The organism is Paenibacillus sp. LC231, from assembly GCF_001860525.1.
GTDB lineage: Bacteria > Bacillota > Bacilli > Paenibacillales > Paenibacillaceae > Paenibacillus_AQ.
In genome coordinates this window covers 209,698-235,281 of the sequence record NZ_JFOM01000006.1, presented here as the reverse complement: position 1 = coordinate 235,281, position 25,584 = coordinate 209,698, and the positions used below count along the sequence as shown (strand labels likewise).

34 protein-coding genes are annotated in these 25,584 nt (G+C 47.1%); 31 read left to right on the top strand and 3 right to left on the bottom strand.

All coding sequences use genetic code 11. From position 1 onward, the window contains the following. Positions 1-5 precede the first annotated feature (5 nt). From AK95_RS03990 to AK95_RS03955, 8 genes are all read left to right on the top strand, one after another. Complete coding sequence (locus AK95_RS03990) at positions 6-608, top strand: GNAT family N-acetyltransferase (RefSeq protein WP_311200623.1); 603 nt, start codon at positions 6-8, stop codon at positions 606-608. Positions 609-819: 211 nt separating this feature from the next. Then, positions 820-2,559 carry a sensor histidine kinase gene (locus AK95_RS03985; RefSeq protein ID WP_071218659.1) on the top strand — a complete coding sequence of 580 codons (1,740 nt, stop codon included), beginning with the start codon at positions 820-822 and terminating at the stop codon, positions 2,557-2,559. Positions 2,560-2,590: 31 nt separating this feature from the next. Beyond that, entirely contained in the window at positions 2,591-3,328 is a 738-nt protein-coding gene (locus AK95_RS03980; protein WP_071218658.1) for a LytR/AlgR family response regulator transcription factor, read from the top strand. 194 nt (positions 3,329-3,522) lie between these two features. Then, complete coding sequence (locus AK95_RS03975; protein ID WP_071218657.1) at positions 3,523-4,974, top strand: carbon starvation CstA family protein; 1,452 nt, start codon at positions 3,523-3,525, stop codon at positions 4,972-4,974. Between the two features lie 198 nt (positions 4,975-5,172). Continuing rightward, on the top strand, positions 5,173-5,817 hold the full coding sequence (locus AK95_RS03970; protein WP_071218656.1) for a hypothetical protein: 645 nt from the start codon (positions 5,173-5,175) through the stop codon (positions 5,815-5,817). A gap of 22 nt (positions 5,818-5,839) precedes the next feature. After that, on the top strand, positions 5,840-6,367 hold the full coding sequence (locus AK95_RS03965) for a MauE/DoxX family redox-associated membrane protein (protein ID WP_071218655.1): 528 nt from the start codon (positions 5,840-5,842) through the stop codon (positions 6,365-6,367). Positions 6,368-6,377: 10 nt separating this feature from the next. After that, entirely contained in the window at positions 6,378-6,917 is a 540-nt protein-coding gene (locus AK95_RS03960) for a thioredoxin domain-containing protein (RefSeq protein ID WP_071218654.1), read from the top strand. 14 nt (positions 6,918-6,931) lie between these two features. Next, positions 6,932-7,402: a hypothetical protein gene (locus AK95_RS03955; RefSeq protein WP_071218653.1), complete on the top strand. Its 471-nt coding sequence runs from the start codon at positions 6,932-6,934 to the stop codon at positions 7,400-7,402. Positions 7,403-7,436: 34 nt separating this feature from the next. Here the strand turns inward: AK95_RS03955 and AK95_RS34020 are convergent, their stop codons facing one another. Continuing rightward, the gene (locus AK95_RS34020; protein ID WP_162487521.1) at positions 7,437-7,607 is read right to left on the bottom strand and encodes a hypothetical protein; all 171 of its coding nucleotides are present in this window, start codon (positions 7,605-7,607) and stop codon (positions 7,437-7,439) included. Between the two features lie 38 nt (positions 7,608-7,645). Between AK95_RS34020 and AK95_RS03950 the strand changes: the two genes are divergently transcribed. The 20 genes from AK95_RS03950 to AK95_RS03855 all read left to right on the top strand — a co-directional run bounded on the left by AK95_RS03950 (position 7,646) and on the right by AK95_RS03855 (position 21,176). Beyond that, the gene (locus AK95_RS03950) at positions 7,646-8,050 is read left to right on the top strand and encodes a NusG domain II-containing protein (protein ID WP_235612982.1); all 405 of its coding nucleotides are present in this window, start codon (positions 7,646-7,648) and stop codon (positions 8,048-8,050) included. A gap of 336 nt (positions 8,051-8,386) precedes the next feature. Continuing rightward, complete coding sequence (locus tag AK95_RS35090; RefSeq protein ID WP_260065605.1) at positions 8,387-8,512, top strand: hypothetical protein; 126 nt, start codon at positions 8,387-8,389, stop codon at positions 8,510-8,512. Between the two features lie 4 nt (positions 8,513-8,516). After that, positions 8,517-9,143, top strand: a complete 627-nt coding sequence (locus AK95_RS03940) for a hypothetical protein (protein WP_071218651.1) — start codon at positions 8,517-8,519, stop codon at positions 9,141-9,143. Positions 9,144-9,329: 186 nt separating this feature from the next. Continuing rightward, on the top strand, positions 9,330-9,875 hold the full coding sequence (locus tag AK95_RS03935) for a GNAT family N-acetyltransferase (protein ID WP_071218650.1): 546 nt from the start codon (positions 9,330-9,332) through the stop codon (positions 9,873-9,875). 88 nt (positions 9,876-9,963) lie between these two features. Then, positions 9,964-10,524 carry a ribonuclease FAU-1 family protein gene (locus AK95_RS03930; RefSeq protein ID WP_071218649.1) on the top strand — a complete coding sequence of 187 codons (561 nt, stop codon included), beginning with the start codon at positions 9,964-9,966 and terminating at the stop codon, positions 10,522-10,524. Between the two features lie 34 nt (positions 10,525-10,558). After that, on the top strand, positions 10,559-10,975 hold the full coding sequence (locus tag AK95_RS03925; protein ID WP_071218648.1) for a hypothetical protein: 417 nt from the start codon (positions 10,559-10,561) through the stop codon (positions 10,973-10,975). Positions 10,976-11,009: 34 nt separating this feature from the next. Further along, positions 11,010-11,567: a GNAT family N-acetyltransferase gene (locus AK95_RS03920; protein ID WP_071218647.1), complete on the top strand. Its 558-nt coding sequence runs from the start codon at positions 11,010-11,012 to the stop codon at positions 11,565-11,567. A gap of 125 nt (positions 11,568-11,692) precedes the next feature. After that, positions 11,693-12,439 (top strand): GNAT family N-acetyltransferase, encoded by a 747-nt coding sequence (locus AK95_RS03915; RefSeq protein WP_071218646.1) that lies wholly within the window; start codon positions 11,693-11,695, stop codon positions 12,437-12,439. Between the two features lie 204 nt (positions 12,440-12,643). Beyond that, positions 12,644-13,366 (top strand): class I SAM-dependent DNA methyltransferase, encoded by a 723-nt coding sequence (locus tag AK95_RS03910; protein ID WP_071218645.1) that lies wholly within the window; start codon positions 12,644-12,646, stop codon positions 13,364-13,366. Between the two features lie 15 nt (positions 13,367-13,381). Continuing rightward, positions 13,382-13,861, top strand: coding sequence for a GNAT family N-acetyltransferase (locus AK95_RS03905; RefSeq protein WP_071218644.1), 480 nt, complete (start codon positions 13,382-13,384; stop codon positions 13,859-13,861). A gap of 123 nt (positions 13,862-13,984) precedes the next feature. Then, positions 13,985-14,569 (top strand): GNAT family N-acetyltransferase, encoded by a 585-nt coding sequence (locus AK95_RS03900; protein ID WP_162487520.1) that lies wholly within the window; start codon positions 13,985-13,987, stop codon positions 14,567-14,569. 9 nt (positions 14,570-14,578) lie between these two features. Next, complete coding sequence (locus AK95_RS03895; protein ID WP_071218643.1) at positions 14,579-14,812, top strand: hypothetical protein; 234 nt, start codon at positions 14,579-14,581, stop codon at positions 14,810-14,812. Between the two features lie 26 nt (positions 14,813-14,838). Beyond that, positions 14,839-15,537 (top strand): YjjG family noncanonical pyrimidine nucleotidase, encoded by a 699-nt coding sequence (locus AK95_RS03890; RefSeq protein ID WP_071218642.1) that lies wholly within the window; start codon positions 14,839-14,841, stop codon positions 15,535-15,537. A 142-nt stretch (positions 15,538-15,679) separates the two neighbouring features. Beyond that, complete coding sequence (locus tag AK95_RS03885; protein ID WP_071218641.1) at positions 15,680-16,327, top strand: HAD family hydrolase; 648 nt, start codon at positions 15,680-15,682, stop codon at positions 16,325-16,327. Between the two features lie 331 nt (positions 16,328-16,658). After that, the gene (locus tag AK95_RS03880; RefSeq protein ID WP_071218640.1) at positions 16,659-17,276 is read left to right on the top strand and encodes a YqaA family protein; all 618 of its coding nucleotides are present in this window, start codon (positions 16,659-16,661) and stop codon (positions 17,274-17,276) included. Beyond that, complete coding sequence (locus tag AK95_RS03875) at positions 17,276-17,812, top strand: phosphatase PAP2 family protein (protein ID WP_071218639.1); 537 nt, start codon at positions 17,276-17,278, stop codon at positions 17,810-17,812. Before AK95_RS03880 ends, AK95_RS03875 begins: the two co-directional genes overlap by 1 nt. A 22-nt stretch (positions 17,813-17,834) precedes the next feature. Next, complete coding sequence (locus AK95_RS03870; protein ID WP_071218638.1) at positions 17,835-19,076, top strand: MGDG synthase family glycosyltransferase; 1,242 nt, start codon at positions 17,835-17,837, stop codon at positions 19,074-19,076. An 18-nt stretch (positions 19,077-19,094) separates the two neighbouring features. Further along, positions 19,095-19,730 carry a DedA family protein gene (locus tag AK95_RS03865; protein ID WP_071218637.1) on the top strand — a complete coding sequence of 212 codons (636 nt, stop codon included), beginning with the start codon at positions 19,095-19,097 and terminating at the stop codon, positions 19,728-19,730. 175 nt (positions 19,731-19,905) lie between these two features. Beyond that, positions 19,906-20,271: a glyoxalase superfamily protein gene (locus tag AK95_RS03860; protein ID WP_071218635.1), complete on the top strand. Its 366-nt coding sequence runs from the start codon at positions 19,906-19,908 to the stop codon at positions 20,269-20,271. Next, positions 20,268-21,176, top strand: a complete 909-nt coding sequence (locus AK95_RS03855) for a hypothetical protein (protein WP_071218633.1) — start codon at positions 20,268-20,270, stop codon at positions 21,174-21,176. The genes AK95_RS03860 and AK95_RS03855 overlap by 4 nt, the downstream gene beginning before the upstream one ends. Positions 21,177-21,291: 115 nt before the next feature. Here the strand turns inward: AK95_RS03855 and pdxR are convergent, their stop codons facing one another. Together pdxR and AK95_RS34700 are read right to left on the bottom strand one after the other, a co-directional pair. After that, a complete protein-coding gene (pdxR, locus tag AK95_RS03850) occupies positions 21,292-22,476 on the bottom strand; it encodes a MocR-like pyridoxine biosynthesis transcription factor PdxR (RefSeq protein WP_481855808.1) in 1,185 nt (394 codons plus the stop codon). Positions 22,477-22,505: 29 nt separating this feature from the next. Continuing rightward, positions 22,506-22,718, bottom strand: a complete 213-nt coding sequence (locus AK95_RS34700) for a GntR family transcriptional regulator (RefSeq protein ID WP_235612978.1) — start codon at positions 22,716-22,718, stop codon at positions 22,506-22,508. 113 nt (positions 22,719-22,831) lie between these two features. Here AK95_RS34700 and AK95_RS03845 point away from each other — a divergent pair, with 113 nt between their 5' ends. From AK95_RS03845 to AK95_RS03835, 3 genes are all read left to right on the top strand, one after another. Further along, positions 22,832-23,812, top strand: a complete 981-nt coding sequence (locus tag AK95_RS03845; RefSeq protein ID WP_071218632.1) for an aldo/keto reductase — start codon at positions 22,832-22,834, stop codon at positions 23,810-23,812. Between the two features lie 60 nt (positions 23,813-23,872). Continuing rightward, entirely contained in the window at positions 23,873-24,397 is a 525-nt protein-coding gene (locus AK95_RS03840; protein WP_071218630.1) for a YfiT family bacillithiol transferase, read from the top strand. Positions 24,398-24,555: 158 nt separating this feature from the next. Then, positions 24,556-25,557, top strand: coding sequence for a Gfo/Idh/MocA family protein (locus AK95_RS03835; RefSeq protein ID WP_071218629.1), 1,002 nt, complete (start codon positions 24,556-24,558; stop codon positions 25,555-25,557). Positions 25,558-25,584: the final 27 nt, after the last annotated feature.

Here is a 25,584-nt window from a genome sequence, read left to right as displayed (position 1 = left end):
ATAACATGATGTGCTCCATTACGATTAGAAGAATGGCAGATTATGAACGAGACGTTCGCGAGGAAGTGGCGGAAGTGTTTGTTGATGGGTATTATAACGAACTGTCCTATTTCACCGAGGATCGAAGCACGTTAAAGAAAGCCTTCCGGAGTCTGTTCAGTCCTGAGGTGTTTTATGTGGCTGAGGTCCAGGGCGTCATTGTCGGGATTTTAGCTTGTTCCCATCATAGGCAGCGGGCCATGCCGGTCGAGTTAGCTCCGCTTCAGGAGGCTTTTGGAGAGAAGACAGGGGAGCTTGCATATAACGTCATGAAGAATGAATTTAACCCGGCACTGCCTTATGATGAGGAAACGGGTTATATCGAATGTGTGGCAACTACTACGAAAGCTCGCGGCAAAGGCGTTTCCACCGCTTTAATGCAGCATGTCAAAGAGGAGCTGCCATACAAGCGTTATGTTCTGGAAGTGACCGACAGCAACCAGGTCGCGCTATCGTTATATCAGAAATTAGGATTCCGGGAGATTGAACGCAAATCCGAGATAGATGCAGAGGAAAAAGGGTTCAGCGACCGTATTTACATGGAATGGAGAAAGCCGGTCTTCAGGTGATATCCATATAAACGAGAGACGCTCAAACGAATAGGATGGTATGGCGTTTAACAACCTCCGCTTTAGAACGAATTGAAGCGGGAGGTTTTTTTGTTGTTTTTTGAGCCTCTGCCATGATAATTTAGTATGTATTGCCAGGTTTACGGTAAACTTCTTAAGGAATCTATTCGTGACAAGTAAGCGATTCAAAATCAGATTGCGGGGTGACGCCATGTTTGAACTGCTGATTACAATGACCGAGCGGATTGGAATTATTGTGACGATTGCATTTATCGTAACCCGGTTGAGGTTCTTTCGGTCGATGATAAGTCAGGACAAGCTGACGTCAGTACAACAGATTCAGGCCGTATTAGTCTTCGGGATTTTAGGGATTATCGGGACGTATACCGGAATTACGGTGAACACCGAATCCCTTGAAGTCAACAAATGGATGATGCAAGTTTCCGGAGACGAAGCGATTGCGAATTCAAGAGTTGTCGGTGTTGTCATGGCCGGATTGTTCGGAGGCTACAGAATCGGGCTTGGTGCAGGACTGATTGCAGGGCTTCACCGTTTTACATTAGGCGGGTTTACGAGTTTGGCCTGTGGGCTCGCGACCATACTTGCAGGTCTTCTGGCCAGCCTGTTTCATAAAAAGAATGAGCAGGTTCGTTTCTCAGCTGCGCTTCTAATGGGGGCATTGGCAGAGTCCCTTCAGATGCTGATCATCCTGCTTTTGTCCAGACCATTCGAACAGGCGATGTCCTTGGTCGGTTATATTGGAGTACCAATGATTGTAGCAAACGGAATCGGTTGTGCATTGTTTCTGCTCATTATCCGATCCGTATTGAATGAAGAGGAGAAGGTAGCGGCTCAGCAGGCTCAAGCTTCTCTTCGGATTGCCCGCAGAACCATTGGGTATATGCGTCAGGGTATGAATGCGCAATCCGCGGAAGCGGTATGCCAGATTCTTTACGAAGAAGTCAATGCCAGTGCGATTGCGATTACGAATGATCGGATGATTCTGGCCCATGTCGGAACGGGGGATGATCATCATGCGGCAGGTCGTCCGCTGCAGACGGAAGTGACGCGTCGGGTCATTGAACAAGGGGAGCAGCTGATCGCGGATCGGGCGCATATTCAGTGCCAGAAGCCGGATTGTCCGTTGGGAGCCGCTGTCATCGGACCTTTGAAACAGGGCGGTCAGACCGTGGGCACACTAAAGTTCTATTTTCGAAGTCCGAAGGACATTACCCATGTTACAACAGAATTGATGTCAGGTCTTACGATGTTGTTAAGCTACCAGCTGGAGGCTGCTCAATTGGAGGAAACCAAGGAACTTGCCAGAGAAGCTGAGATCAAGACGCTTCAAGCACAAATTCATCCGCACTTTTTGTTTAATGCATTAAACACAATACTCTCTCTAACACGAATTGATGCGGAGAAGGCAAGAAAGCTGCTGCGGAGTCTATCGGACTACATCCGCCAGAATTTGACCGCCGCAACTGCCGAGAAGGCCACGCTTCAGGATGAACTGCAGCATATACGATCTTATATGAGCATTGAACAAACCAGATTCGAGGATAAACTGCAAATTCAATATGAAGTAGAGGATTCCGCGCTGCAGGCGCTTGTACCGCCGCTGACCTTGCAGCCATTAATAGAGAACAGCATACGCCACGGTTTCAGGAACAAAACAGACGATTGTGTCATACTTATCCGCATTCAGGGTGATCCGGCTAACGGTGTATTCGTTACGATCAAGGACAACGGAACGGGGATTACGCCGGAACGGCTTCGGTTATTGGGGCGCCAAATGCTCGATTCTTCATCGGGTACGGGAATGGCTGTGTATAACGTGAACAGAAGATTGGCTTTGATGTATGGGCCCCATGCATCATTAAACATCCAAAGTGATGAAGCGGTCGGGACTGAAATTCAATTCCAGATTCCCGCAGCCGCTAACGTATAACTCTACTCATGAAGGCAGGGATTTCTTACACATGATCGAACGCATCCGAACACTCATCGTGGATGATGAACGTTACAGCCGTGAAGAACTGATCTATTTACTGAAGCAGCATCCTACACTCGAGATCGTTGGAGAAGCGGATACCGGGGAACAGGCGGTGTTAAAGACCATGCAGTTGAAGCCGGAAGCCGTGTTTCTGGATATTGAAATGCCCTTAATGAACGGGCTTGAAACGGCAAGAGCCTTGAACGAGTTGAAGCTCCCTCCAAAAATCGTGTTTGCCACGGCGTACCCTCAATTCGGTGTAGAGGCCTTCCGGTTCGAAGCGCTGGACTATTTGTTAAAGCCCATAGACGAAGAAAGACTGGCGGAGACGGTAAGGCGCCTTAAGCAATCATTACGAAGGGAAGGCCCGACAGCACCCGGTCATTCCAAATCTTCGGGCAAGCTGTCGTTGGATGTGGATGGGGAAATTATGTTCATAGACCCGAAAGATATTATTTATATCTCACGGGAGGATGCATACTCCAAGATCGTCACAGTTGATAAGCAATATCATGTTAAAACGCCACTCAAGGAGCTGGAAACGAAGCTTCGGCAGTATCCGTTCTTCCGGATTCATAAAAGCTATGTGGTACATCTTGATTATGTCAAAAGCCTGGTTCCTTGGTTTAACGGCGCATTCCAGCTTGAGCTGAAGGGGTGCAGCGACAAACTAGCCGTAAGCCGTAATTATGCCAAGGCATTTCGAGAGGCTTTGGAGCTTTAATGAAACGTGGATGGGTTAAGGATGGAACGCTCATGATGTGAATGAAGACTGCATGAGAGCCCTTTAATGTGCATAATAACCTTAGATTTGAACATCTTAATGCGTCTAGACGACATGTTAGTTCAAAATCGCCCTCTGATCTCGATAATTTCTTATAATCAATGTAAGCGATTTCAAGAAAAGGGGGCGAAGGCATGTATACCTTCATCATATCGATCATTCTGCTGGTTATTGGATATTTCACTTATGGAAAATACATTGAAAAAATGTTCGGAGTTAAAGAAGAGCGGGCAACGCCTGCTTATGTCAATCAGGACGGCGTTGATTATCTGCCGATGAGCTCGAACAAAAACTCGCTGATTCAGCTCCTCAATATAGCCGGTGTGGGACCCATCTTCGGACCCATTATGGGCGCGCTCTATGGACCGGTTGCTTTTATCTGGATTGTGCTGGGGTGTATTTTTGCCGGGGCTGTGCATGATTATCTGACGGGTATGATCTCCATCCGCAACCGCGGCGCGCATCTGCCGGAGCTTGCTGGCAAGTTTCTGGGCAAAGTGATGAAGCATGTTGTGAACGCTTTCGCGATTCTTCTTCTGGTCTTGGTAGGTACCGTCTTTGTGACTTCACCGGCCAGCCTGCTTCACAATCTGATGAACGGCAAAGTCAGTTTGTGGATCATCACCCTGTTTATTTTCGGATATTACATTCTGGCTACACTGCTGCCCATTGATAAAATCATTGGCCGCTTCTATCCGATATTCGGCGCTCTGTTACTCATAGCATCTCTTGGTGTCGGCGGGATGCTGATTGTACAGCAGGTACCGATACCGGAATTGACATTAGCCAATTTGCATCCGGATCATATGCCGATTTTCCCGCTATTGTTTCTGACGATTACGTGCGGTGCCTTATCCGGATTCCATGCTACCCAGACACCGATTATTTCCCGGACTACACAGACCGAGAAGCAGGGACGTAAAATTTTCTATGGCATGATGATTGCCGAGGGGATTATTGCCATGGTATGGGCCGCAGCGGCGATGAGTTTGTTCCAGGGGTCTAACGGCTTGAACGAGCTTCTGGCAACCGGCGGAACGGGTCTTGTCGTAAGCGAGGTCGCGAAGGTGACGTTAGGTGCCGTTATAGGCACATTGGCTGTGCTGGGCGTGATCGTGCTGCCGATTACGTCGGGGGATACCGCATTCCGGAGCGCGCGCATGATCATTGCGGATTATATCAAGCTGCCACAATTCAGCATGAAGCGGCGCCTTAGCATTGCCATTCCTTTGTTTGTCATTTCCATTGCCTTAACGCAGATTGATTTCAATATTCTCTGGAGATACTTCTCCTGGGCCAATCAGGCCACCGCGGTTATTGCTTTGTTTGTCAGCGCGATGTATCTGTTCATTGCCCGTAAAAATTACTGGGTAGCGCTGATTCCGGGTGCGTTTATGCTCTACACAACGACGGTGTATATTCTGAACGCGGAGATCGGATTCAGGCAGTCCATGAATGTTTCTTATATCGCGGGTGCTGTCATCAGTGTCATACTGGTCATCGTATTTTTTAAAGCAGCCCAAAAAGCGCGCGCAGCCGAAATGCCGCTTGAGGTTGATATCTCGGATTATCATAAAGTCGCATAACCATATCAGCGAGCATGCTTGCATAAATCCAAACCGTCTTTGGAGATTATCCATGGACGGTTTCTTTTATTCTCAATGAAATAGCCATGTAGGAGCATACCCAATGGATCGGATATTTGTATAAATAATCGACAGGCTGTCACTCATAAGATGAAGGAGTGAAGGGTTCATTTAGGGATGACGGGGAGGTGGCATGGCTTGCTGTCGATATTGCTCTTTATATTTGCCGTCGGTGCCGCGGTAGCCAGCGTCGATACCACCTGTGGGCTGAATGTGTTAGGCAGTCTGGAGGGTACGAAGGTCAGTAAATCCAAATATGCGCTGGTGTACATCGTGTCTTGTACCCTGGGCGGCGCTATGACCGGACTGGCGATCGGATGCATCAATTTTGGGCTGAAATTAACCCCTGTTGGTTTATATCAAAACTATATTATTGTGGTGCTGTTTGCGATACTCCTGGGCTTGGAGCTCATTCATAAAACGGGGATTCTCCCATCCGGCAATTTCATCGTTCCCTCCGAATGGATCAAGCATGCAGGGTACCGTTCGGCGGCATTATGGGGCCAGATTCTGGGCTTGGGTTTCATCACATTGCAGGTGGGCGTCCTCTTTCACGCTTATATCCTGGTCTCCTTATTCGCGGCTCCATGGTGGCTTAGCTTGCTGGCAGGAGCAACATTTGGAGGCGTTCGCGGCACCGTGTTCAGTCTCCCGCTGATCCGATCCATCGTGTACCGTATGCTTGAAAAAAGGGTGCGCAATCTCACGCTGCTCTCGTCCGTGCGGCAAACGGTCTCCATGCTGTTGATCATCGGTTCCATCATCTGGATCATCAGCTATTGAAGAGAAAGGAGCATATGGGCCCATGTATGATTTGCTTGCAATATCCGTTACGCTGCCCATGCTGTTGTCCGTGGTGAGCTTTGGCTGGAGCCGTGCATTCGGTGATACGGATCGGTTCCCCGGAAGTGCCCGATTGCATGCGCTGCTCATCCTCCTGCAGGTCTTGTCAGTGACCATGGTATATGGTTTTCCATCGCGGTTCAGCTTCCTGGTCATCTCTTTACTTTATTTTGTTCAGGGTGTGGGCGTCGCTTATTTCATCCGAAAAAAAGGGAGGGTGGACTGCGGCTGTCTCGGGCCTCAGATCAGCTCCAAGCTTGGCTTTCCATTAATTGGGTTCAATCTGGCGATGGGACTCATGGGGTTGGCCTACAGCCATCCTAACTGGTTTGCGCATCGCCACTCATTTGATGTCACCGGTCTGCTTATGGAGGGGATGATGCTGCTGCTATCGCTCTTTATCATCATAGGGGTTCCGGATGCCCTGCATGCGATCCGAATATACCGCGAGATTGCAGCAACTCATATTTCCAAAATAAAAAGGTTGTAAGGGGGCCGCGATGAACACCTTCTTCTGGATTTCATATACCATGCTGTGGATTCTGGTTGTACCTTTGGTCATTCTGAACCTGGTCCTGTTTCGGCAGTTGGGGATTATGGTGATGGGTACCGCGAGAGGCGTGAATCAGTCCGGTATTCCGGTCGGCCATAAAATCCCCGGGGCCACAACGACAACCCTGCGGGGTGCCGAGTGGTCCACAAGCGAGCTGATTGGCACGCCTTCCATCATGCTGTTTGGATCGCCGACGTGTAAGGAATGCGCCGATATTTTGCCGGATTTTAAGCGGATCGCCAGGATGACTAACGTGAAACCCATCCTTTTGCTATTCTCGTCCGCGGATTTGGCATCGGAGTATGTCCGAAAAATAGGTTATGACGATGAGGTGCTGATCGTTAGTTCGGAGTTTGCGAATCATCTCGATGTGCAGGTCACCCCTTATGCCTACGCGGTGGATATGGACGGCGTGATCAGGCATAAGGGATTGGTCAACAGTCGGGAACAGCTTGAAGCGTACGCGAAAGCATCAAGGGCTTCTTAAGACGAGGTGAGAGTATGTGGCGGAAGCCGGAGAACAAGGACGAAGAGATGCAGGTGGTGATCAGCCGGGTTACCCGGAAGATGAATCGGAAGTCGCTGTTGAATAAATTTGCGCAAAAAACGGCCGAGACGCTTGCCAAAGTATTAGTCCGTCCCGATGATAACGATATCGTTAAAATCTCGTTTGCTGCGGGGCCCTGCCGGCCTCCGCATGGACAATATTGCTCAGGCTGCGGCGCAGATGCCTCCTGTCCGTCGGATTATATTATTTGCACCCCCAAGACGGTGATCGACGATTGTAAAGGCTTATGCCCTTATCCTTCCGGCTGGTGGTATACGAGTGATCCTGCGGGACAACGGGCCAAGTGCCAGGATTGCATCTCGCGTTATGTACATCCGTATGTCGGAAGGAATTGGTGCTATCAGGGAGCACGGGTCTATGGGCGGTATGTAATCTGTGCATGCAGGTCAACGGAGTTGTATTGATAGAAAAGAGGGAAGTGATTCAAGCAATTTATGATTAAATCACTGCCTCCAACACATGATCGAGTCCGTTCCGGGCAGCCGGCAGGTTGCCCCATAGCGAGAGCTGCATCAAGGCTTTCGCGGCTTGCTCCTTCGGTCGTACAAGCTGTTCACATGGATAACGAATGTGACAAAATTCATTTCGGTGGTTTCGTACATCGTTCATACTAGGGTTCCAAAGACTGTGCATGTGGAGGAGGGAACATGTTGTCCAGAATAAGACGCGGAGATATGATCCTGTTTGCCTTGATCCTGATCCTTGGCTCCTTCACGGGACTGCAGTGGTGGAAGCATAGCCATGTAGATTACCAGCAGGGAGAACTCAAGGCTTTGATTACAGTGAATGGCAAAGAATACGAGACTGTCCCGCTGACCGCGGACGAACGTATCATTGATATTAAAACCAAGTTTGGACACAACACACTGAAAGTGTATGACTACGGGATCCAGATGATATACTCGGATGCTCCGAAGCGAATTGCACTGGATATGGGATTTATCTCGGAACCCTACCAGCAGATCATCTGCGTACCGACTAGAGTCGTGGTTGAGGTGTTAGTTCCCGAACACGAACAGCGAGAGACAGAACTGGATGCTGTGGTAGGCTAAGATCAAGGTACAAGAGAGAATGACTATCATAAATTTTACTAGAACCGGGGGTTAATGCCGGTTCTTTTCGTTATGTAGGACAATGGTGTGAATGCAAGGTTAGCGTAACTTTTTAGCAGAAAGAATAGTTATAATTAGAGAGGAAACGAAGCCAGATAACCGATAACCATCATTTTCAGATGAATAGATTCGAAGGAGGCTGTTACATGCTTTCCATTGTGAAGGGACGAGAATTTTCAGCCGGATTCGAAAAAGCCCTGAGGGCAAGAGGGATTACACATAGAAGAGCTATGTCGATTGGAGGTCTCCAGTCAGAGCAGCAAAGGTGGAGAGATTATGGATATGATCGCATTGATATTGATTGTAGGCTTTTTATTCATTGTGGTATATTTGCGGGCGATCTGGAACGTATTGCTGGACATTAGAAACGAGTTAAGAAAAGATAACGACAGAGGGGCATGATTAGATGATGAACGAGAAAAAAGACTACTCCCACGTATACATCGGAGGTTCCCCTTGTTCAGGCAAATCCACGATTGCCGAAATGATCACGAAAGATTACGGCTACACCTATTATCAATGTGATCTGTTCAACGAGAAGCACGTAAACGCATGCAATCCGTCGGAGCATCCCACCATGTTCCGTTTGAAGGATATGGGCTGGAATACATTATGGTCACGACCGGTTGAGCAGCAGATTCATGAGGAGCTGGAGTTTTATCGCGAGGAATTTCCGATGATCGTGGATGATATATCGGCCATGTCGGCCGGCCCCCCCATCATTGTAGAGGGAGCAGCGCTTTTACCTGAAAAAGTAGCACAGCTGGTATCCAGCCCGCATCAGGCAATATGGATCGTACCGGTTCCGGATTTCCAGAAGGAGCATTATGCGAAGCGCGAATGGATCCACGATATTCTGAATCAATGCGATGATCCCGACGACGCTTTTCGGAATTGGATGGGACGAGATATCGGTTTTTCGGCATATGTGGCCAAGGACGCCATGGATCGGGGATTCAAGGTTATATTCGTGGACGGAAACAGAAGTATTCAGGAGAACTATGAAGAGGTTAAACGGCATTTTAATCTATGAAAATATTAGGGAAATAAAATGAAGAAACTCAAAATTACAATTTTGGTTTTGTTGGTGTTCGTGCTTACCGATTGACTCCAGAGGGGGAAGCCCGTGGAATTACCCGCTCGGAGCTAAAACATTATATTCCCAGGGACGGATAGGTAATTGTCTAATTTTAGTTAAGTAGTTCAAGGGGGGCGTCGCATGACCATAACGATACAAACTTCTCGTCTGCAATTGAAGACGATTGATCGGGATCGGGCAGGGGATGTGGTGGATTTTATCGTCAAGAACGATGAGCATTGGAAGGTATGGGAGCCAGCTAGAGAAGCTGAGTTTTATACCATCGATAAGCAGGCGGAGATACTGGGAGCGGAGAGTCGAAGCATAGCAGACGGATTTCTGTTTAAAGTGTGGCTGCATAAAGATGATGAGATTATCGGTTCGATTGCGATCAGCAATATCGTTCGGGGCGTCTTTCAATCGGCCCATGTGGGATACAAGCTGGCAAAGGCTCATACGGGGCAAGGGTATATGACCGAAGCGCTAAGGGCCGTGGTTGCCTATTGTTTTGATACGATGGGGTTGCACCGGCTGGAAGCTAACATTATGCCAAGAAACATAGCTTCGTTGAATGTAGCGAGAAGATTAGGCTTTTACGAAGAAGGACTGGCCATCAAATATTTGAAGATTAACGGCGTCTGGGAAGACCACCTACATATGGTAATTCGCAATGAACGCATGGAATAACGCATGAAGACGACCTGAGATGGGAGCTTTTGGCTGCCGAATTGAACACGTTATTGATCATCGGTAAATCATGTGCGTGGAGGTTAAGGTGAAAAGAAAATATGCTGACAGGCTGGATTGGCGAAGAGTTATAAGCAGAGATTTCAAATGTGTATTGATTGAGGAACAGGATTTCAAGGGATATGTTACTTTACTTAGCCTCCATCAGGTAGAGCGCAAGTTATTTGTTCAATATCAAGACGAAGAATTGTGCCTCGCAGCTGAAGGATACTTTTGGCTTCAGCAGTTTCCATTAGATTCCAATTTTTGTGTGACTACGATGTTGAACCAAAACCGTGAAGTGATCCAAAGGTATATCGATATTTCTAGGGTGAATGGAGTTAGTGACGAAGGGATCCCTTATTGGGATGATCTCTATCTGGATGTTATTGTGCTTCCAGACGGAAGGCTCTTCATTCAAGATGAAGATGAGCTTGAGGAAGCCTTACGCCAAGGGCATATTGAGTTTCAAGATTATAAGCTGGCTAAAGAAACGGCGGCAAAGATCATTTTGGAGATCCGGTCTGGAGAAAACAAGGTGATCAACAATAGTATCAGGCACTTTTGGCAATTGATTACGGATATAGGGGGGTGTAGCTCTGAAGAGTAGACGTCGAGTTGGTTTATGGATCTGTATAGTTTGGATGGTATTAGTTTTGTGCTCCTGCCAGAGCGAAGGGGAAAAGGTAGAGCATGTTGAGGCTTTTATTGTTGAAAATACAATAATGAATGCTGGTGGATTCTATGTGCCTGCAGGTTATAAAAAAGTGAATTCCATTACCAACCATGAAGATAATCGAGGAGCAACGCTGTCGCGAGTACGGGCGATTGAAGACTATTATGATAGCGACGGAAACTTTATTCTAACAAAGGTGTACGATCAGAGTCATAAACGATTGAAAAATCTACAGACGGAGGATACAAACAATCTCGAGCAGGAGCTTGATCAACCTCTAACCATCCACATCCCTGATGATCATGCTTGGAAACCTGTCCAGTTAACCGATGAACAAAAGGATGAGGTTAAAGCCCATGTTATGAAACACACCAAAGATCTGTGAGACTATTGTAATTGAAGCTACAAGGAGGCCTAACATGCTTCAAGTAGAAGTCAGGCGACCAAATCGCGGCGATATAAAAGCCATAGAGCATTTTTTCAGGCTCGTAATTACCGATACTTTTGCCAAAGAAGGCTTGGCAGACTTACTGGAGGATATTGAACAGGAGATTGACAGCAAAAATAGGTACTTGAACGCAGATTTTGAAACGAACGGAGAGCAGAGATATTTTCTTATCGGACTGCTAGATAACAGCATTGTGAGCTGCATCGAGTATGGACCATCCACTGCATTGATCCGGGAAGCTACCGATGGGAAATTGCGTGATGTGGTTGAAATCGGAACGGTATTTGTTCATCCGGATTGCCAACAGCAAGGGATCGGAAATCTAATGTTAAACATCATGTATCTTACGCTTCTCAATAAAGGATTGACGGAATTTTGTTTGGATAGCGGATACTCTCGTGCACAGAAGATATGGAAGAAGAAGCTGGGTGAACCCGATTATGTCCTACAGGACCATTGGGGGAGTGGAGCAGATCATATGATATGGAAACGAAGACTCGCAGATGTTCCAGTTATATTCAGTTTATAAGGCGGTGAATTCCACTAACGAAGCAGGGGGAATGGTCTGGTTCAGAGTAAGGAATACATTTTTAATTGAATAAAAATCCATATTAACGTATATTTATTCCTAACATATTTGTAGAAGTGATTTACGTGCATAAGAGAATCGAGGAGCTTACCTTAAACGCTTGGCCAGCGCTCCAAACCTTGACACAACAGGGATGGCTGTTACGATTTGCAGACGGCTATACCAAGAGATCCAACTCAATTCAAGCTCTCTATACGGAGTCTTCGATCGACCTTAATAGCCAGATTGAACAATGTGAGCGTTTATATGTTAAGGCCGGACTAGACGTCGTATTTAAAATCACACCATTCAATCCGCAGGAACTCGATCCTATTTTAGAATCCAGGGGTTATACCTTATTGGATCTTACCAGTCTCCGAGTATTGGCTCACCTGGATGATATGGAGTCCCCATCCCACAAGGAAGTTCAGATCGAAGACAAGCTGACCGATGAATGGCTGGATGTGCTTGCGGACATAACCGGAATATCCGAGAAGAACAAGGCTGTAAAAAGAAAGCTGTTTAACTATTCCGTGATACAATATGGATTCTTCATCCTATATGATCGTACTGAACCTGTAGCATGCGGAATTGGTGCATTGGAGCAGGGCTATGTAGGAATATATGATCTGGTTACCGCTCCGGCCTGTCGAAATCGTGGGTACGGCAAACAGTTAATGTTACATATTCTGCATTGGGCCAAGAAACATGGGGCTACAAGCAGCTATTTACAGGTGGTACAGAATAATTTTGCCGCAAGCCGATTGTATGATCGTCTTCAGTATAAAGAGATCTATTCCTATTGGTATAGGCACAAGCATATCGAAGGGTAAGCACATGCAACCATAATCATGGATGTTCATGAGACTGCTGCTTCCTTGAACAAAGGGTTACTCAAACTGAGGAACGGTTGTATAATCATGGAAGATGACTGGCACGGATACCCGGCTTTAGATGATGTTATCTAAGTAGGGTCTTTTTAGTTTACGAACTCTTATTTGGCTGCTGATAAAGATGTGAAGGTAAGGTTACTTATTATGCGGAAAGTTGGTGTATCCATGTTTGATTTATCGTCGAAATATTATGACGTGATTTACAGCTTTAAGGATTATGAGCAGGAGGCGCAGCAGGTCCGGCAATATATTAAAAGACAGGGTAAGGATTACCGGACCGTACTCGACGTTGCCTGTGGAACAGCGGAACACGCCTTTTTCTTAAAGCAGCACTATACGATCGATGGTATTGATTTAAATCCGGAATTCGTCTCGATCGCGAAGTCGAAAAATCCGGATGGTCATTATTCGGTTGCCGACATGACCCGTTTTCGCTTGGACCGGAAATATGATGTGATCCTATGTCTGTTCAGCTCCATCGGGTATGTGAAAACGTTAGATCTGTTGGTGCAGACCCTTACGCAGTTTAAGGAGCATTTGAACGAGGATGGGGTCATTCTGGTTGAGCCTTGGCTTACGCCCGATGTCTGGACAACCGGAAGAGTGGACACGATCGTGACCGAGCGTCGCGGGATCCATATGAGCAGGATGTCCCATTCGGACCGCGAAGGCGATATTTCGATCATGAGATTCGAGTATTTGTTTGGAAGTGAGCATGGAATCGAGCATTATACGGAGGAGCATCGCTTGGGGCTCTTTACCGTGAAAGAGTTGATCGAGGCATTCCAGGAAGCGGGCCTTCGCGTGGAGCACGATCCGAAAGGCTTGATTGGAAGAGGCATGTATATTGCACGAAATGTGAAGTAAGGAGGACCTTATATTATGTACATCCATCGGCCGCTGGCAGACGAGGATCTATCAACGATATGCAGCTTTCCTCAGACGCCGGAGGAGCTGTTTTATGTGAGTCCCAGATCGGAGTTCCCTTGGACTCCGCAGCAAGTCTTGAGATTGCTGGAAAATCGATATGATCCCACGGTTATTGTTGAAGAATCTAGTGGGCAGGTAGTGGCTTACGCAAATTTTTATGAGGATATTGATCAATCTCTGTGGCTTGGCAATGTTATTGTTGCTCCGTCGCGTAGGGGAATGGGAGCCGCGCAGAAGCTGTTACAGACCATGATGGATATAGCCAAAGAGAAATATGGAATGACTCGCTTTTATCTTAGCTGCCATAATACCAATTCCAGAGGGCTTGTTTTTTATCATAAACTTGGTTTTGAGCCCTACGATGTCCGTATTACGACGTTAGATGATCACCAGAAGATGATTACCATTCAGATGAGGCTGAATTTGGCCTGAGCTGGAAGGAATATTCAAAGCCTCTCAATTGTTGAGCCTGATGATACTTATACTTGAACCGATCAATGGATAGCCCCCGTCATGGGCCAGGGAATATGAGCGAATTAATCCAGGAGGACTAAATTGAAGCACAAGATAAATAACGATTGTCAAGAAATACCCTTCACAATTGAATGTGAGGACATCTTACTCAGGGAATATTTGGTGGAAGATCTTGATGCGATCTTTAAGATCACGCATGAGCCGGAGATCAGACAGTTCCTGCCCGGTTGGGATGTACCCAGGGAACAGCGGCTTGAATGGTTAACCAACTATGAAATTGTGGAGAATCGGCAGTTCTTGCAGGCTGTTCAAAACGGCGGGGATGTGGGACAGCTTCGTCTGCGACTAGCCATGGTCTTGAAAGAAACAGACGAATGTATCGGCTGGTGCAATACGGGCCCTAAAGAGGAGCTGCCCCAGCCCAATCGAGAAATTATGTACGGAATCTCGAATCAGCATTACAATAAGGGATATACCACTCAAGCTGTAAGGGCATTAATCCAGTTTTTGTTCCAAAATACAAGCGAGTACGAGCTGAATGCATTAGCCGTCGTTCATAATCATGCCTCCAATAAAGTAATCCAAAAATGCGGGTTTAAGTATGTGGGCGAAATTGAGCTTGAGCAGGAGCGGCATCATCTCTATAAACTCCGCAGAGAGAGTTAAGGAGGTATTATGAAACAGCTTGCTTTGGGTGCAGGAATCTTCATTTTGGTAGAATTGCTTTTATTTATACTCTATGGAATAGACGAATGGATCATGCTCATACTAGCAGCAGGGGTAATCATTACATTATTATTGTTAATACTAGTTCGTCTAACGGAGCTGGTAAAGAGTAACAGGGATCATCTAATGCGCCAACAACGGCAAAAGATTCGGGAAATGAATGATCAATCCAGATTGGAATAAGTAAGCAGCATGTAAGGAGGGCAGCCGTGCGTTACAACGTTATTTTATTTGATGCAGATGAAACCTTATACGACTATGCCAAGTCGGAGGCTTTTGCGTTATCCGGCGTATTTGGCGAGATTGATCAGGAGTGCACGGATGCCATCGTAGACAGCTACAGACGCATTAATCAGCAGTTGTGGAGTGATTTTGAGCAGGGGAAGGTTACACAGCGTGAATTGCGTACAGCCAGATTTGAGCGTCTGTTGGCAGAACACGGCATTTCGTGCGCCTTGGATGCCGATGCCTTTAGCGATGTTTACATAAAATATTTAGGGCAAGGCTCCTTCCTAATGGAAGGGGCGGAAGAGCTGTGCAGACAACTGACCGAGCGCGGTCAACGAATGGCGATCATTACGAACGGAATTAAGGAGGTGCAGTTTAACCGTATTAGCCGATCGTCGTTATGCGATTCCTTTGAATGCATCATTGTTTCAGAGGATGCAGGGTCCCAAAAGCCTCATGAAGGCATATTCGATTATGCCTTTGATAAGTTGAACCATCCCGACAAGAGCGAGGTTCTTATTGTTGGTGATTCATTAACTTCCGATATACAAGGAGGTATTCGTTACGGGATCGACACCTGCTGGTATAACCCGCTGCGCAAGGCAAACCCGACAGCCATTCAACCTAAATATGAGATTCATTCCCTTATGGAGCTGCACGATATCATTTCATTTGCGTGATCTCTTTGTATCCTGCACCCGATGCGGCTTCGTAGAAGTATTCAATCCCGATGTTCTCAGAGGCCATAAAACCGGAGTGCTGGGAACGTTACTCGATATAATCTGGCGTTAACTAAAAACATTTCATCAAAGGAGTTTGAACATGATACAGGCATTTATTTTTGACATGGATGGGGTTATTATTGACAGTGAACCGCTTCACTTTGAAGTCGATATTCAGGTGATGAACTATTACGGATCGGCGATAACCCATGAACAGCTGGAGCAGTATGTAGGTATGACCAATCCGGAGATGTGGGCAGCCATTAAAAATGAACATCAGCTTACCCAATCCGTCTCGGAAATCATTGAATACCAATTGTCCAATAAAATTGAAATGCTTACTTCGCGGGAAATGGAGCCTATTGATGGCATACGGGAGCTCCTTGCGGAGCTTAAAGCACGAAACATACCGGCGGCTATTGCATCTTCATCGCCACCTGTATTTATTTCGGCCGTTTTGCGTAAGTTTGATCTCCTGGATCATTTTAAATGCGTTGTGAGCGGTGAAGAAGTGGAGAAGGGAAAACCCGCGCCGGATGTATATCTGAAGGCGGCTGAATTGCTCGGTGTGGATCCGGAGCATTGCATGGTGCTTGAGGATGCAAGGCACGGCGTTGCTGCAGCGAAGGCGGCTGGCATGAAATGCATCGGCTTCGTGAACCCGAATTCGGGGAATCAGGACTTATCGCAGGCCGATCATGTGGTGAACTCGGTCCGAGAAGTCCCGCAAATTTGTCAATTTGAATAGTTCATGATCTTAGATTTTGGCAGCCTGGCCGCACATTGCGGCTAAGCTGTTTTTTTGTTTTTGGTCCAAATGGTTATAAACTCAACTTATTGATCATAAAACTCGTTTATACTATATCTACTATATTATATCTACTATTAGTATCTAGACCTAAGTCTAGGTTCATTATCGTCTGAAGACGGAAGTCATCCTTCTCCAATCATGATATCCTTTCATTAACATGATTTCGGAGAGGAATGTGAACGCATGATTTCGATTTTAAATGTAACCAACGATATCGCACAGCATACGGGCTGCCAAGTAGGAAGCCTAGCAGAGGAGACAAGGCCAGATGGATTTTTTACGTAATTTAGGCGATATCGGATTATTTATTCATGCTATGATCGATGCGATTATTTTTCCGATTCCGGCTCTTTTCTCGCAATTGTCTTTGAGTGCATTGAGTCCAGACCGTGCGATCTGGCTTGCCACGATCGGATTTGTCGGCTGCCTGATCGGAACGCCGATTGGTTATGGAATCGGCAAGGTTTCCGGAAATTTGGTCTTAACCAAGATCATGAAGAAAAAATGGTACGATTCGGCCACCACATTGTTCACCAAGCATGGGGAAGCCGCTATTCTTGTCGGTGCGTTTACGCCGATTCCGTTCAAAATCTTCACCATCCTCTCCGGCTGTATGAGTTATCCTTTATGGAAACTACTCAGTTACGCAGCCCTCGGGCGTGCCGTGAAGTTCTATACCGTAGGTATTCTGTTCTACGTGTACGGGCGTGCTGCAGAGCATATGGTGGACGGCGAACTTACGATCATTCTACTGTCTGTAGGTGCTCTGATAGGAGGGATCTGGCTGACAGTGCGTCTTATCAAGAACCGCAAGAAGAAACGTGCGGAGGTCCCTGTTGTGCAGGGTCCACAAGAATCGACGGATGTAACGGCAGGTGAAGAGTAATGATAGAGCGATTGCGGAGATTCGATCATCGGGTATTCGTCTGGTGTAACCAGACCATCAGCAACAGAGCTTTTGATCGGTTGTTCGGAGGTATCACCCATCTCGGTGGAGCCACCTTCACGATTCTGAGTGCACTGCTCATCGCCTGGGCAGCGTTTGAAGCATGGGACATAACGGCATATCAGAGTGCCATTGCTTTAACCGTTAGCCATCTGATTGTTGTCCTCATCAAGAAGATCGTCAGAAGAGATCGCCCATTCCGGGTTCTGGAGCAGGTGAAGATCGGAAATTTCCCATTGAAGGACTATTCCTTCCCGTCAGGACATACCACAGCGATCTTTGCAGTCATTACACCACTCCTGTTTCTGGTATCACCGCTGCCAACGATACTGCTGCTTATCCTGGCTGTGCTGGTCGGTCTATCCCGTATTTATTGGGGATATCATTACCCGACGGATTGTCTGGCAGGCAGTCTGATTGGATTGGGTTCAGGATGGCTGGTCGTTTACCTGATGCATGTCATTGGAATCACATAACGTTAGATAAGGAGTAATATTCATGAGATCCATATATGAGCAAAAAATCATCATATTAACCGGAAGTCTGGGAGAGGGTCACAACCAGGCATCAAAGGCCATTGTGGAATCAGCAAAAAGAAACTACCCTCATCTGCGCGTTAAAGTCATTGATTATATGGAGTTAACCCATCCACGGCTGCATGTGGCCGGTCAGTTTTTCTTTGTGCAGTGGATGAAGCATTTCCCATCCGTTTACGGCTATTTATTCCAAAAAACGCGCGAGGAAAACACGCTCATCCATATGCTGAAACGCTTCAGCACCTTCAGTCTTCACAAACTCAGCACGATGCTGGAAACGGAAAATCCGGCTATCGTGGTCAGTACGTTTCCGCCGGCAGCAGCAGGGATGTCTCTGCTGAAAGGGATGGGCTTTACCAATGTGCCGACGGCAACCGTCATGACGGACCATACGGATCACAGCTACTGGATACACGCCCATACGGATTATTACATGGTTGGTTCCGATGTGGTACAGGTTGCGTTGGAGCGCAAAGGCGTGCCAAGCGAAAAGATTTCTGTAACCGGCATCCCCGTCAATCCGCTGTATAGCCAGCCAATGGATTCCGGACGGCTCCGAGCTCATTATGGCTTGCGTCCATCCGAGCAGGTTGTGTTGATCATGGGCGGCGGAGAAGGGATGATCGATAAAGAAATTATCGAGCTCTTGAAATCAAGGGCATACCCAAAGGACGTTCGGTTTATGGTCGTGTGCGGCCGTAATATGAAGTTATATCAAGCACTGCTCGAGGAGTTTGCAGGTCATCCGCAAATCACTGTTATGGGTTATGTGGATCGCATGCATGAATTGATGGCGATAGCGGACCTGATGGTGACAAAACCGGGAGGACTCACGATTTCCGAGGCGTTAACGATGGAGCGGCCGATGCTGTTAGTAAAACCCTTGCCAGGCCAAGAACAGGATAATGCGGATTATCTGGTTGGAATAGGTGTGGCACGGCAGGCTATGGCCGGTGAATTGAAGCACCAACTGCTGACATTAATTAAGAGTCCGTCCTTATTGCAAGAGATGAAACGACAGGCCGCCTTGAACACGCATAAAGATTCGGCTTTGCTGGTCCTGACAAGACTGATGGATATACAGCAGAATCAGCGCTTTTCCCGTGAATGGTCTGAAGAGGTGAATCCGGTGCCCTACGAGGTCCTGAACAGAGAAGTTTATGTGAATGAAACGCTGCAACACTACTATGACAGTTATCGGTAAGATGAAGGAGTTTTCCCCATGAATTTGTTTGAATTGGTTGAGCAGTTATTTGAACAATATGGTTATCTAGTGTTATTGATTGGGCTCCCCCTTGATTTTATTGCTCTTCCAATTCCTCCTGGAAACAGCACATTGACCTATACCGGTTTTTTAACCTATAAAGGAATTATCGATATGGTTCCTGCAGTTGGATCTGCTTTTATGGGAGCGGCCATGGGGTTAACCATTACCTATATCCTTGGATACAAGCTCGGGATGCCGCTTATCGAGCGATATGGAAAATGGCTGTTTATCAAGCCGTCCCTTGTAGAGAAGACGCAGGCCTATTACAACAAGTATGGAAATAAGCTGCTCATTATTTGTTTTTTCATACCCGGGGTCAGGCAGTTTATCGGGTATTTTATCGGCATGATTCGGGTTCCCTATCGGACGGTGTGGCTGTATGGATATACGGGCGTGGCTGCATGGGTATTGGCTTTTTTCAGCATTGGTTTTATATTCGGCGAGCAGTGGCAGTACATTCTGAACGTGGTGGAGCATTATTTGAAAGTGATCTTCATTTGCCTGGCCAGTTCATTTGTCGTTTTGCTGGTGTGGAGTCGTATTAAACGCGAGAAGGCCAAGAAGTTAGCCAAAGTGACCAGGAATGAATAATGATAAATAAAATGAATACTTGCAAAAGATGGCCCAGCAATGTGGATGTATGGATCTGTGCTGGGTTTTTAGATTTAGGACGAGCCTGGCGGAAATTATGATATATTCTAAATAAGTCAACGGCAGCGCATACATAACGAGTTAGAAAAAATACAGGTGTAGTTAGGGGCAGACCATGAGCAAAGTCATACCTTTATTCAGAGTGTTCGATGAACCGAAGGCAAGGGAATTCTATATTCACTATCTTGGTTTTACTTTGGATTGGGAACACCGCTTTGATGAAACGGCACCGCTTTACATGCAAATATCAAAGGAATCGGTAACGATTCATTTGACGGAGCATTACGGTGACTGTTCCCCGGGAGCAGCCATTCGCGTGGAGATGGCGGGGATTGAGGGGTTTCACAAACAGCTGTTAAACCAGAACTACCCGTATTCCAGACCCGGAATAGAGATTGCACCATGGAACAGCAAAGAGCTATGTGTCACGGATCCATTTGGCAACCGAATCACTTTCTACGAGGAGTTGGAACCCAAGTGAAGAAGCTAAACAGGATGCGATTTGAACAAGCCAGGCAATATATGCTGCACCAGGCCAGGGATCTTGAACGGTCATTGTTCCGGTATGATTTCGAGAACGGGTCGTTTACGGACGTGTTGACTGAGCTGGACAGCTACCAGAACGAGGACGGTGGATATGGTCATGGACTTGAGCCTGATCTTCGGTGCAAAGAGTCATCTGCTCTGGCAACAACCAGGGCGCTGGAGATTCTTCGGTTGAATCCAAATCATCCGGAGCGGAACGAACGGGTGATATCCGCTTTAAAGTATCTCGAGCATTCCTATGTGCCAGAACGGTCAGGGTGGGATATCATCCCTAAGGAAGCCGAGCAGTCTCCGAGGGCGATATGGTGGCAGTATGGTGCCTTCAAAGATCATTGGGGAAATCCGAATGCGGATATTATCGCCTATTTTATCGACTATCGGGAGCTATACCCTTTGGAGTTTTTGGAATCAAGGATTGATTATGCTGTGAACTACCTGAAACAATCCAGCGATCTTCATGAAATGCATGAATTGTTTTGTTATTTGCGTATGAACGAAAGATTGTCAACAGAACAGGCGTCCGAGATCGGAGAAACACTTGAGGTCTTCATGGATCATTGCATAAGCAGGGATCCTGGCAGCCGCGAGGGATATGGAGCAACGCCCCTCAGCATTATGGATTCGCCGGATTCGCCCTATTTTGCTAAATACCACGAGCTTCTTCCGCTGGAACTGGATGAGCTTATAGGGAATCAAGGGGAAGATGGTGCCTGGGAGCCCAATTGGAGCTGGTACCAGTACGAAGAGGTATGGCCGTTGGCCAAGGAGGAATGGAAGGGCATTCTGACATGGAATGCACTTCGGACGCTGCGTAATTTTGAACGGATTGAGGGAGTTTGACATCGAATTCCTGGATAAAACAGAAATGGCTCGGTTCCCATACAGCGGACGAGCCATTTTTTTGATGTAGTGGGTGAAAGCATGAATCCATATAAAATCTATAACATGTCAATATTCAAGCGAGTGTCTTGCAAGAGGAAGCAAACAAGTAAAGTCGGCGTAATCCTTCCTCGATTTCTTCGGATGACAGGTTCCCATATCCTAACACGATGTCGGTTGAACGGAGAGGGCTGGAGGATGAGATTCTGTAATTCGATACAGGCTCAACACGGAACCCGTAAGAGGTCGTGTCATTCCATGGAAGAAGGGCGTAGGGCTGTGAATGGAAAATAATCTGAAGATGCATTCCCGCATCATCGCCGAGAATGGAAATATCCGCTCCGAATAAGTGCTGAAGCTGCTCCGTCATGACATTACGCCGCTTCTTGTACATTTTCTTCATCGTATGGATATGCCGTTCCAGATACCCATCCAACATGAATTGGCTTAATGCTTTTTGAATGATGTACGGAGTATGTAAATTCAATTTATCTTTCATTTCGGCAACGGCATCGGTTAGACTCGGTGGTACAATCATAAATCCGATCCGAAGGCTGGGCGACAGCGTCTTGCTGAAAGTTCCTACATAGATAACTCTTGAAGGCGACAGCGTCTGTAGAGGAGGCACAGGGATCCCTCGAAGCCGGAACTCGCTGTCATAATCATCCTCGATAGCGAAAGAGTCGGCTTCCTCCAGCATCCCAATGATCTGATGCCTGCGCTGAATGGATAATACGGTGCCGGTTGGAAACTGATGTGATGGCGTTAATAAAACCAGATGACCAGGAGCGATACTCGACAAGACGTCGACGCGCATTCCGCTAGGATCAACCTCGACCGGAACAAGATTATAGTTCATCGTCTGAAAAATATCCCGGGTAATATCGATTGTCGGGTCTTCGATATAGATGGAATGAAACTTGGAAGATAACGATTTGGCAAGGAGAAGGAACCCTTCAGTGGCACCGGACACAATCACAATTTGTTCGGGTGAGCATTGGATGCCTTTAGCCCGGAATACATAGTCGCAGATCGCAGATCGCAGAGTCGAATCCCCTTTGATGTGACCGTAATCATGGTCTTCATATTCGGAAGATTCAGAGGCTGCTTTCAAATACTTGGCCCAGATGTGTCGTGGAAACATGTTCCGATCGGGAACGCCCGTGGCAAAATCAATGACGTGTTCATGCTGAGTGGTTATCTGCCTTTGGAACGGCTGCTTGCTCGAAGAGGGAGCGGTACGCGGATTGGGAACGGGGATGATACCTTCCGCTACATAGGTGCCGGAGCCTACACGCCCCTCCAGATATCCTTCAGCCGCAGCTGCTCATATACCTCAATGACGACATTGCGCGCAATCCCCCATTCTTTTGCCAGAACGCGCGTAGGAAGCAGACGAGTTCCGGCTGTCAGTTGTCCCGATTCGATGATCCTTCGCAGCTGCTGGCATATCTGACGGGTTACCGTCAGTTTAGATTCACGGTCGATCTGAATGCCGTACACCGTATCCCTCCTCTAATTGGTTCCTCCAAATTCGTTATCATTGGATCTCATCACAGACCATTCTCCTTATTATAATGATGACGAACTGATTCGAAAAGGGAGGAAATATAACAATGAAACGAATGTTAGGCAGATCGCAAATATCGGTAAGTCTGCTCGGTCTGGGCTGCTGGGCCATAGGTGGGAAATTTACATTGGACGGCTTGGCGGATGGATGGGGAGAGGTGAATGAACGCGAATCCATAGCGGGGATTCACGCTGCGTTGGAACGGGGCGTTAACTTTTTTGATACTGCAGATGTATACGGAACGGGCCATAGTGAACGGGTCCTTGGCCAAGCGTTAAAGGGAAGGCGGCAGGATGCGGTGATTGCCACCAAATTCGGTTATACGTATGATGAGTCAACGAAGGAGGTTTTCACTCGTCACAATGTTTCAGCGGATTATGTTCGGAGCGCTTGCGAGCGATCACTTCAACGCCTGGATACTGATTATATCGATGTCTATCAAATTCATGTAGGCGGATTAAGTCTTGGCGAGGTGGAGTCGGTGATTGATACCTTGAACGGTCTTCGTCAAGATGGGCTGATCCGAACATATGGCTGGAGTACATGGGATGTGGCCAATGCCGAATGGTTTGCTCGAAAATCGGAAGCCGCGGCAATCCAACATGTGCTGAATGTTCTCAGTGACGACAAGGAGATGCTTGCCCTCTGTGAGCGTTACGGTTTAGCAAGCATCAATAATACACCTTTGGCTATGGGGCTCTTAAGCGGGAAATTCAATCATGACTCAAGATTCAGTGATCAAGATGTAAGGGGGAGCGGTCACGATTGGGTTTCCTATTTCAAGGATGGTAAACCGGTACCATCGTTTCTGGCTAAACTTGAGGCGGTTCGGGAGATTTTAACCAGTGAAAATCGGACTTTGGTGCAAGGGGCGCTGGCATGGATTTGGGGAAGAAGCCACGTCGCGATCCCGATTCCGGGTTTTAAAACGAGGAAGCAAGTGGAGGAATTGACTGGGGCCGCTCTTTTCGGACCACTATCGGACGGTCAAATAAACGAAATTGAAGATATAATGGGGTCGTTGTAAAATGCTATTATCATTACTATACGAATGATTCAAAAAATGATGGTCAAGGAGTGAGGGAGCATGGACTTGAGATACCCGATAGAACAATTTGAATGGAAAGGGCCATCGACGCCTGAACAAAGGGAGCTCTGGATTCAAGAGATTAAGAGCCTGCCGGAGAAACTGAGGGCTGCCGTGCAGGGGCTAAGCCAGGAACAGCTGGATTTATCATATCGAGATGGAGGCTGGAGCATCCGACAGGTCGTTCATCATCTGGCCGACAGTCATTTGAACAGCTATATCCGGTTCAAACTTGCTTTGACGGAAGACAACCCAACGATTAAGCCTTATGACGAGCAGAAGTGGGCAGCCCTTCAGGATTCAATGACGGCGGACGTTGATGCATCACTCGTTTTGATTGATGGCATACACGCCAGATGGGTCGCTTTATTAAACATCATGAATACCGAGGACTATCTCAGAACGTTCTATCACCCCGAGAACCAGCAAAAAACGAGCCTGGAATACGCAACGGGCATGTACGCCTGGCACGGTAAACATCATACTGCACATATCACAACTGCAAGAGAACGCTTGAAACTGTGAGTTTTCAGATGATTCTGCTCCGTCAACTGGCGGAGTTTTTGTTTGCCATCATGTCGTGATATCTAACTTGATTGTCGCAATTTTACACTGTGAATCGGGCGGTTCGTGTGATAGATTAATGGCATGATGTCTTAATATTAGATACTGAGGTGACGAGAATGATTAGAATCGGAAAAATTAGTTATTGGCATGTACACGCGTGGGATTATACGAAACAAGCGCAGGAGCATCCGGATGCTCAAATCGTAGCGGTATGGGATGAGAATCCGGAGCGGGGAAGAGAAGCTGCAGAGAAGCAAGGCGTGCCTTTTTATGAGTCCCTGGACGACATGCTGCAAAGTGACGATATCGATGCCGTGATCGTGGATGCTCCGACATCCATGCATAGAGAAGTCATGTTGAAAGCTGCGGCGGCAGGCAAACACATTTTCACGGAAAAAGTAATTGCGGCCACCTTGCAAGAGGTCAACGATATCATCAACGCCGTGAATGAGAACCAAGTCAAATTCACGGTATCGCTACCCCGACTGAATGACGGCTATACCTTGGCAATCCGTGAGGTATTGCAGCAGGAGCTGCTCGGTACCGTAACACTCGTTCGTGTACGCTTATCTCATAATGGCGCGACTGCCGGTTGGCTGCCTGAGCATTTCTACAACCTGGAGGAGTGCCGTGGAGGCGCATTAATCGATCTGGGATGCCATCCGATGTATTTGACACGCTTGTTCCTCGGTGAAGAAGCGGTTGATGTCCATGCGAATTTCGGATACATTACGGGTAAAGAGGTGGAAGACAACGCCGTTGCTACGCTTTCTACGGCTGCGGGAGCTGTAGGTGTGGTTGAAGCCGGATTTGTAAACAACTTCTCGCCATTTACAATTGAAATTCATGGTACGGACGGAACGATTCTGTACGGAACGCCTGACAACAAACTTCTGATTCGTTCAACGAAAAAAGAAGAGTACAAGGATGCCTGGGTTGAGCTTCCGGTGCCTGCGAATCGTGCAAGTGCATTTGAGCAATGGATTTCCCATATTCAAGAAGATACCATTGCAGAGGAAAATATTGCATATGCGGTTGAATTAACCAAACTGATGGAAGCCTCCAACCGTTCGGCCAAAGAGCATCGCGCCATTCGTTTGGATGAACTGCAAGCATAAGAGTATAAGATACAGGGATGATGCATC

Coding starts and splice junctions, on each gene's coding strand:
- AK95_RS03990 (WP_311200623.1), top strand. CDS start 6: ATGATGTGCTCCATTACGATTAGAAGAATGGCAGATTATGAACGAGAC.
- AK95_RS03985 (WP_071218659.1), top strand. CDS start 820: ATGTTTGAACTGCTGATTACAATGACCGAGCGGATTGGAATTATTGTG.
- AK95_RS03980 (WP_071218658.1), top strand. CDS start 2,591: ATGATCGAACGCATCCGAACACTCATCGTGGATGATGAACGTTACAGC.
- AK95_RS03975 (WP_071218657.1), top strand. CDS start 3,523: ATGTATACCTTCATCATATCGATCATTCTGCTGGTTATTGGATATTTC.
- AK95_RS03965 (WP_071218655.1), top strand. CDS start 5,840: ATGTATGATTTGCTTGCAATATCCGTTACGCTGCCCATGCTGTTGTCC.
- AK95_RS03960 (WP_071218654.1), top strand. CDS start 6,378: ATGAACACCTTCTTCTGGATTTCATATACCATGCTGTGGATTCTGGTT.
- AK95_RS03955 (WP_071218653.1), top strand. CDS start 6,932: ATGTGGCGGAAGCCGGAGAACAAGGACGAAGAGATGCAGGTGGTGATC.
- AK95_RS34020 (WP_162487521.1), bottom strand. CDS start 7,607: ATGAACGATGTACGAAACCACCGAAATGAATTTTGTCACATTCGTTAT.
- AK95_RS03950 (WP_235612982.1), top strand. CDS start 7,646: ATGTTGTCCAGAATAAGACGCGGAGATATGATCCTGTTTGCCTTGATC.
- AK95_RS35090 (WP_260065605.1), top strand. CDS start 8,387: ATGGATATGATCGCATTGATATTGATTGTAGGCTTTTTATTCATTGTG.
- AK95_RS03940 (WP_071218651.1), top strand. CDS start 8,517: ATGATGAACGAGAAAAAAGACTACTCCCACGTATACATCGGAGGTTCC.
- AK95_RS03935 (WP_071218650.1), top strand. CDS start 9,330: ATGACCATAACGATACAAACTTCTCGTCTGCAATTGAAGACGATTGAT.
- AK95_RS03925 (WP_071218648.1), top strand. CDS start 10,559: ATGGTATTAGTTTTGTGCTCCTGCCAGAGCGAAGGGGAAAAGGTAGAG.
- AK95_RS03920 (WP_071218647.1), top strand. CDS start 11,010: ATGCTTCAAGTAGAAGTCAGGCGACCAAATCGCGGCGATATAAAAGCC.
- AK95_RS03910 (WP_071218645.1), top strand. CDS start 12,644: ATGCGGAAAGTTGGTGTATCCATGTTTGATTTATCGTCGAAATATTAT.
- AK95_RS03905 (WP_071218644.1), top strand. CDS start 13,382: ATGTACATCCATCGGCCGCTGGCAGACGAGGATCTATCAACGATATGC.
- AK95_RS03895 (WP_071218643.1), top strand. CDS start 14,579: ATGAAACAGCTTGCTTTGGGTGCAGGAATCTTCATTTTGGTAGAATTG.
- AK95_RS03885 (WP_071218641.1), top strand. CDS start 15,680: ATGATACAGGCATTTATTTTTGACATGGATGGGGTTATTATTGACAGT.
- AK95_RS03880 (WP_071218640.1), top strand. CDS start 16,659: ATGGATTTTTTACGTAATTTAGGCGATATCGGATTATTTATTCATGCT.
- AK95_RS03875 (WP_071218639.1), top strand. CDS start 17,276: ATGATAGAGCGATTGCGGAGATTCGATCATCGGGTATTCGTCTGGTGT.
- AK95_RS03870 (WP_071218638.1), top strand. CDS start 17,835: ATGAGATCCATATATGAGCAAAAAATCATCATATTAACCGGAAGTCTG.
- AK95_RS03865 (WP_071218637.1), top strand. CDS start 19,095: ATGAATTTGTTTGAATTGGTTGAGCAGTTATTTGAACAATATGGTTAT.
- AK95_RS03860 (WP_071218635.1), top strand. CDS start 19,906: ATGAGCAAAGTCATACCTTTATTCAGAGTGTTCGATGAACCGAAGGCA.
- AK95_RS03845 (WP_071218632.1), top strand. CDS start 22,832: ATGAAACGAATGTTAGGCAGATCGCAAATATCGGTAAGTCTGCTCGGT.
- AK95_RS03840 (WP_071218630.1), top strand. CDS start 23,873: ATGGACTTGAGATACCCGATAGAACAATTTGAATGGAAAGGGCCATCG.
- AK95_RS03835 (WP_071218629.1), top strand. CDS start 24,556: ATGATTAGAATCGGAAAAATTAGTTATTGGCATGTACACGCGTGGGAT.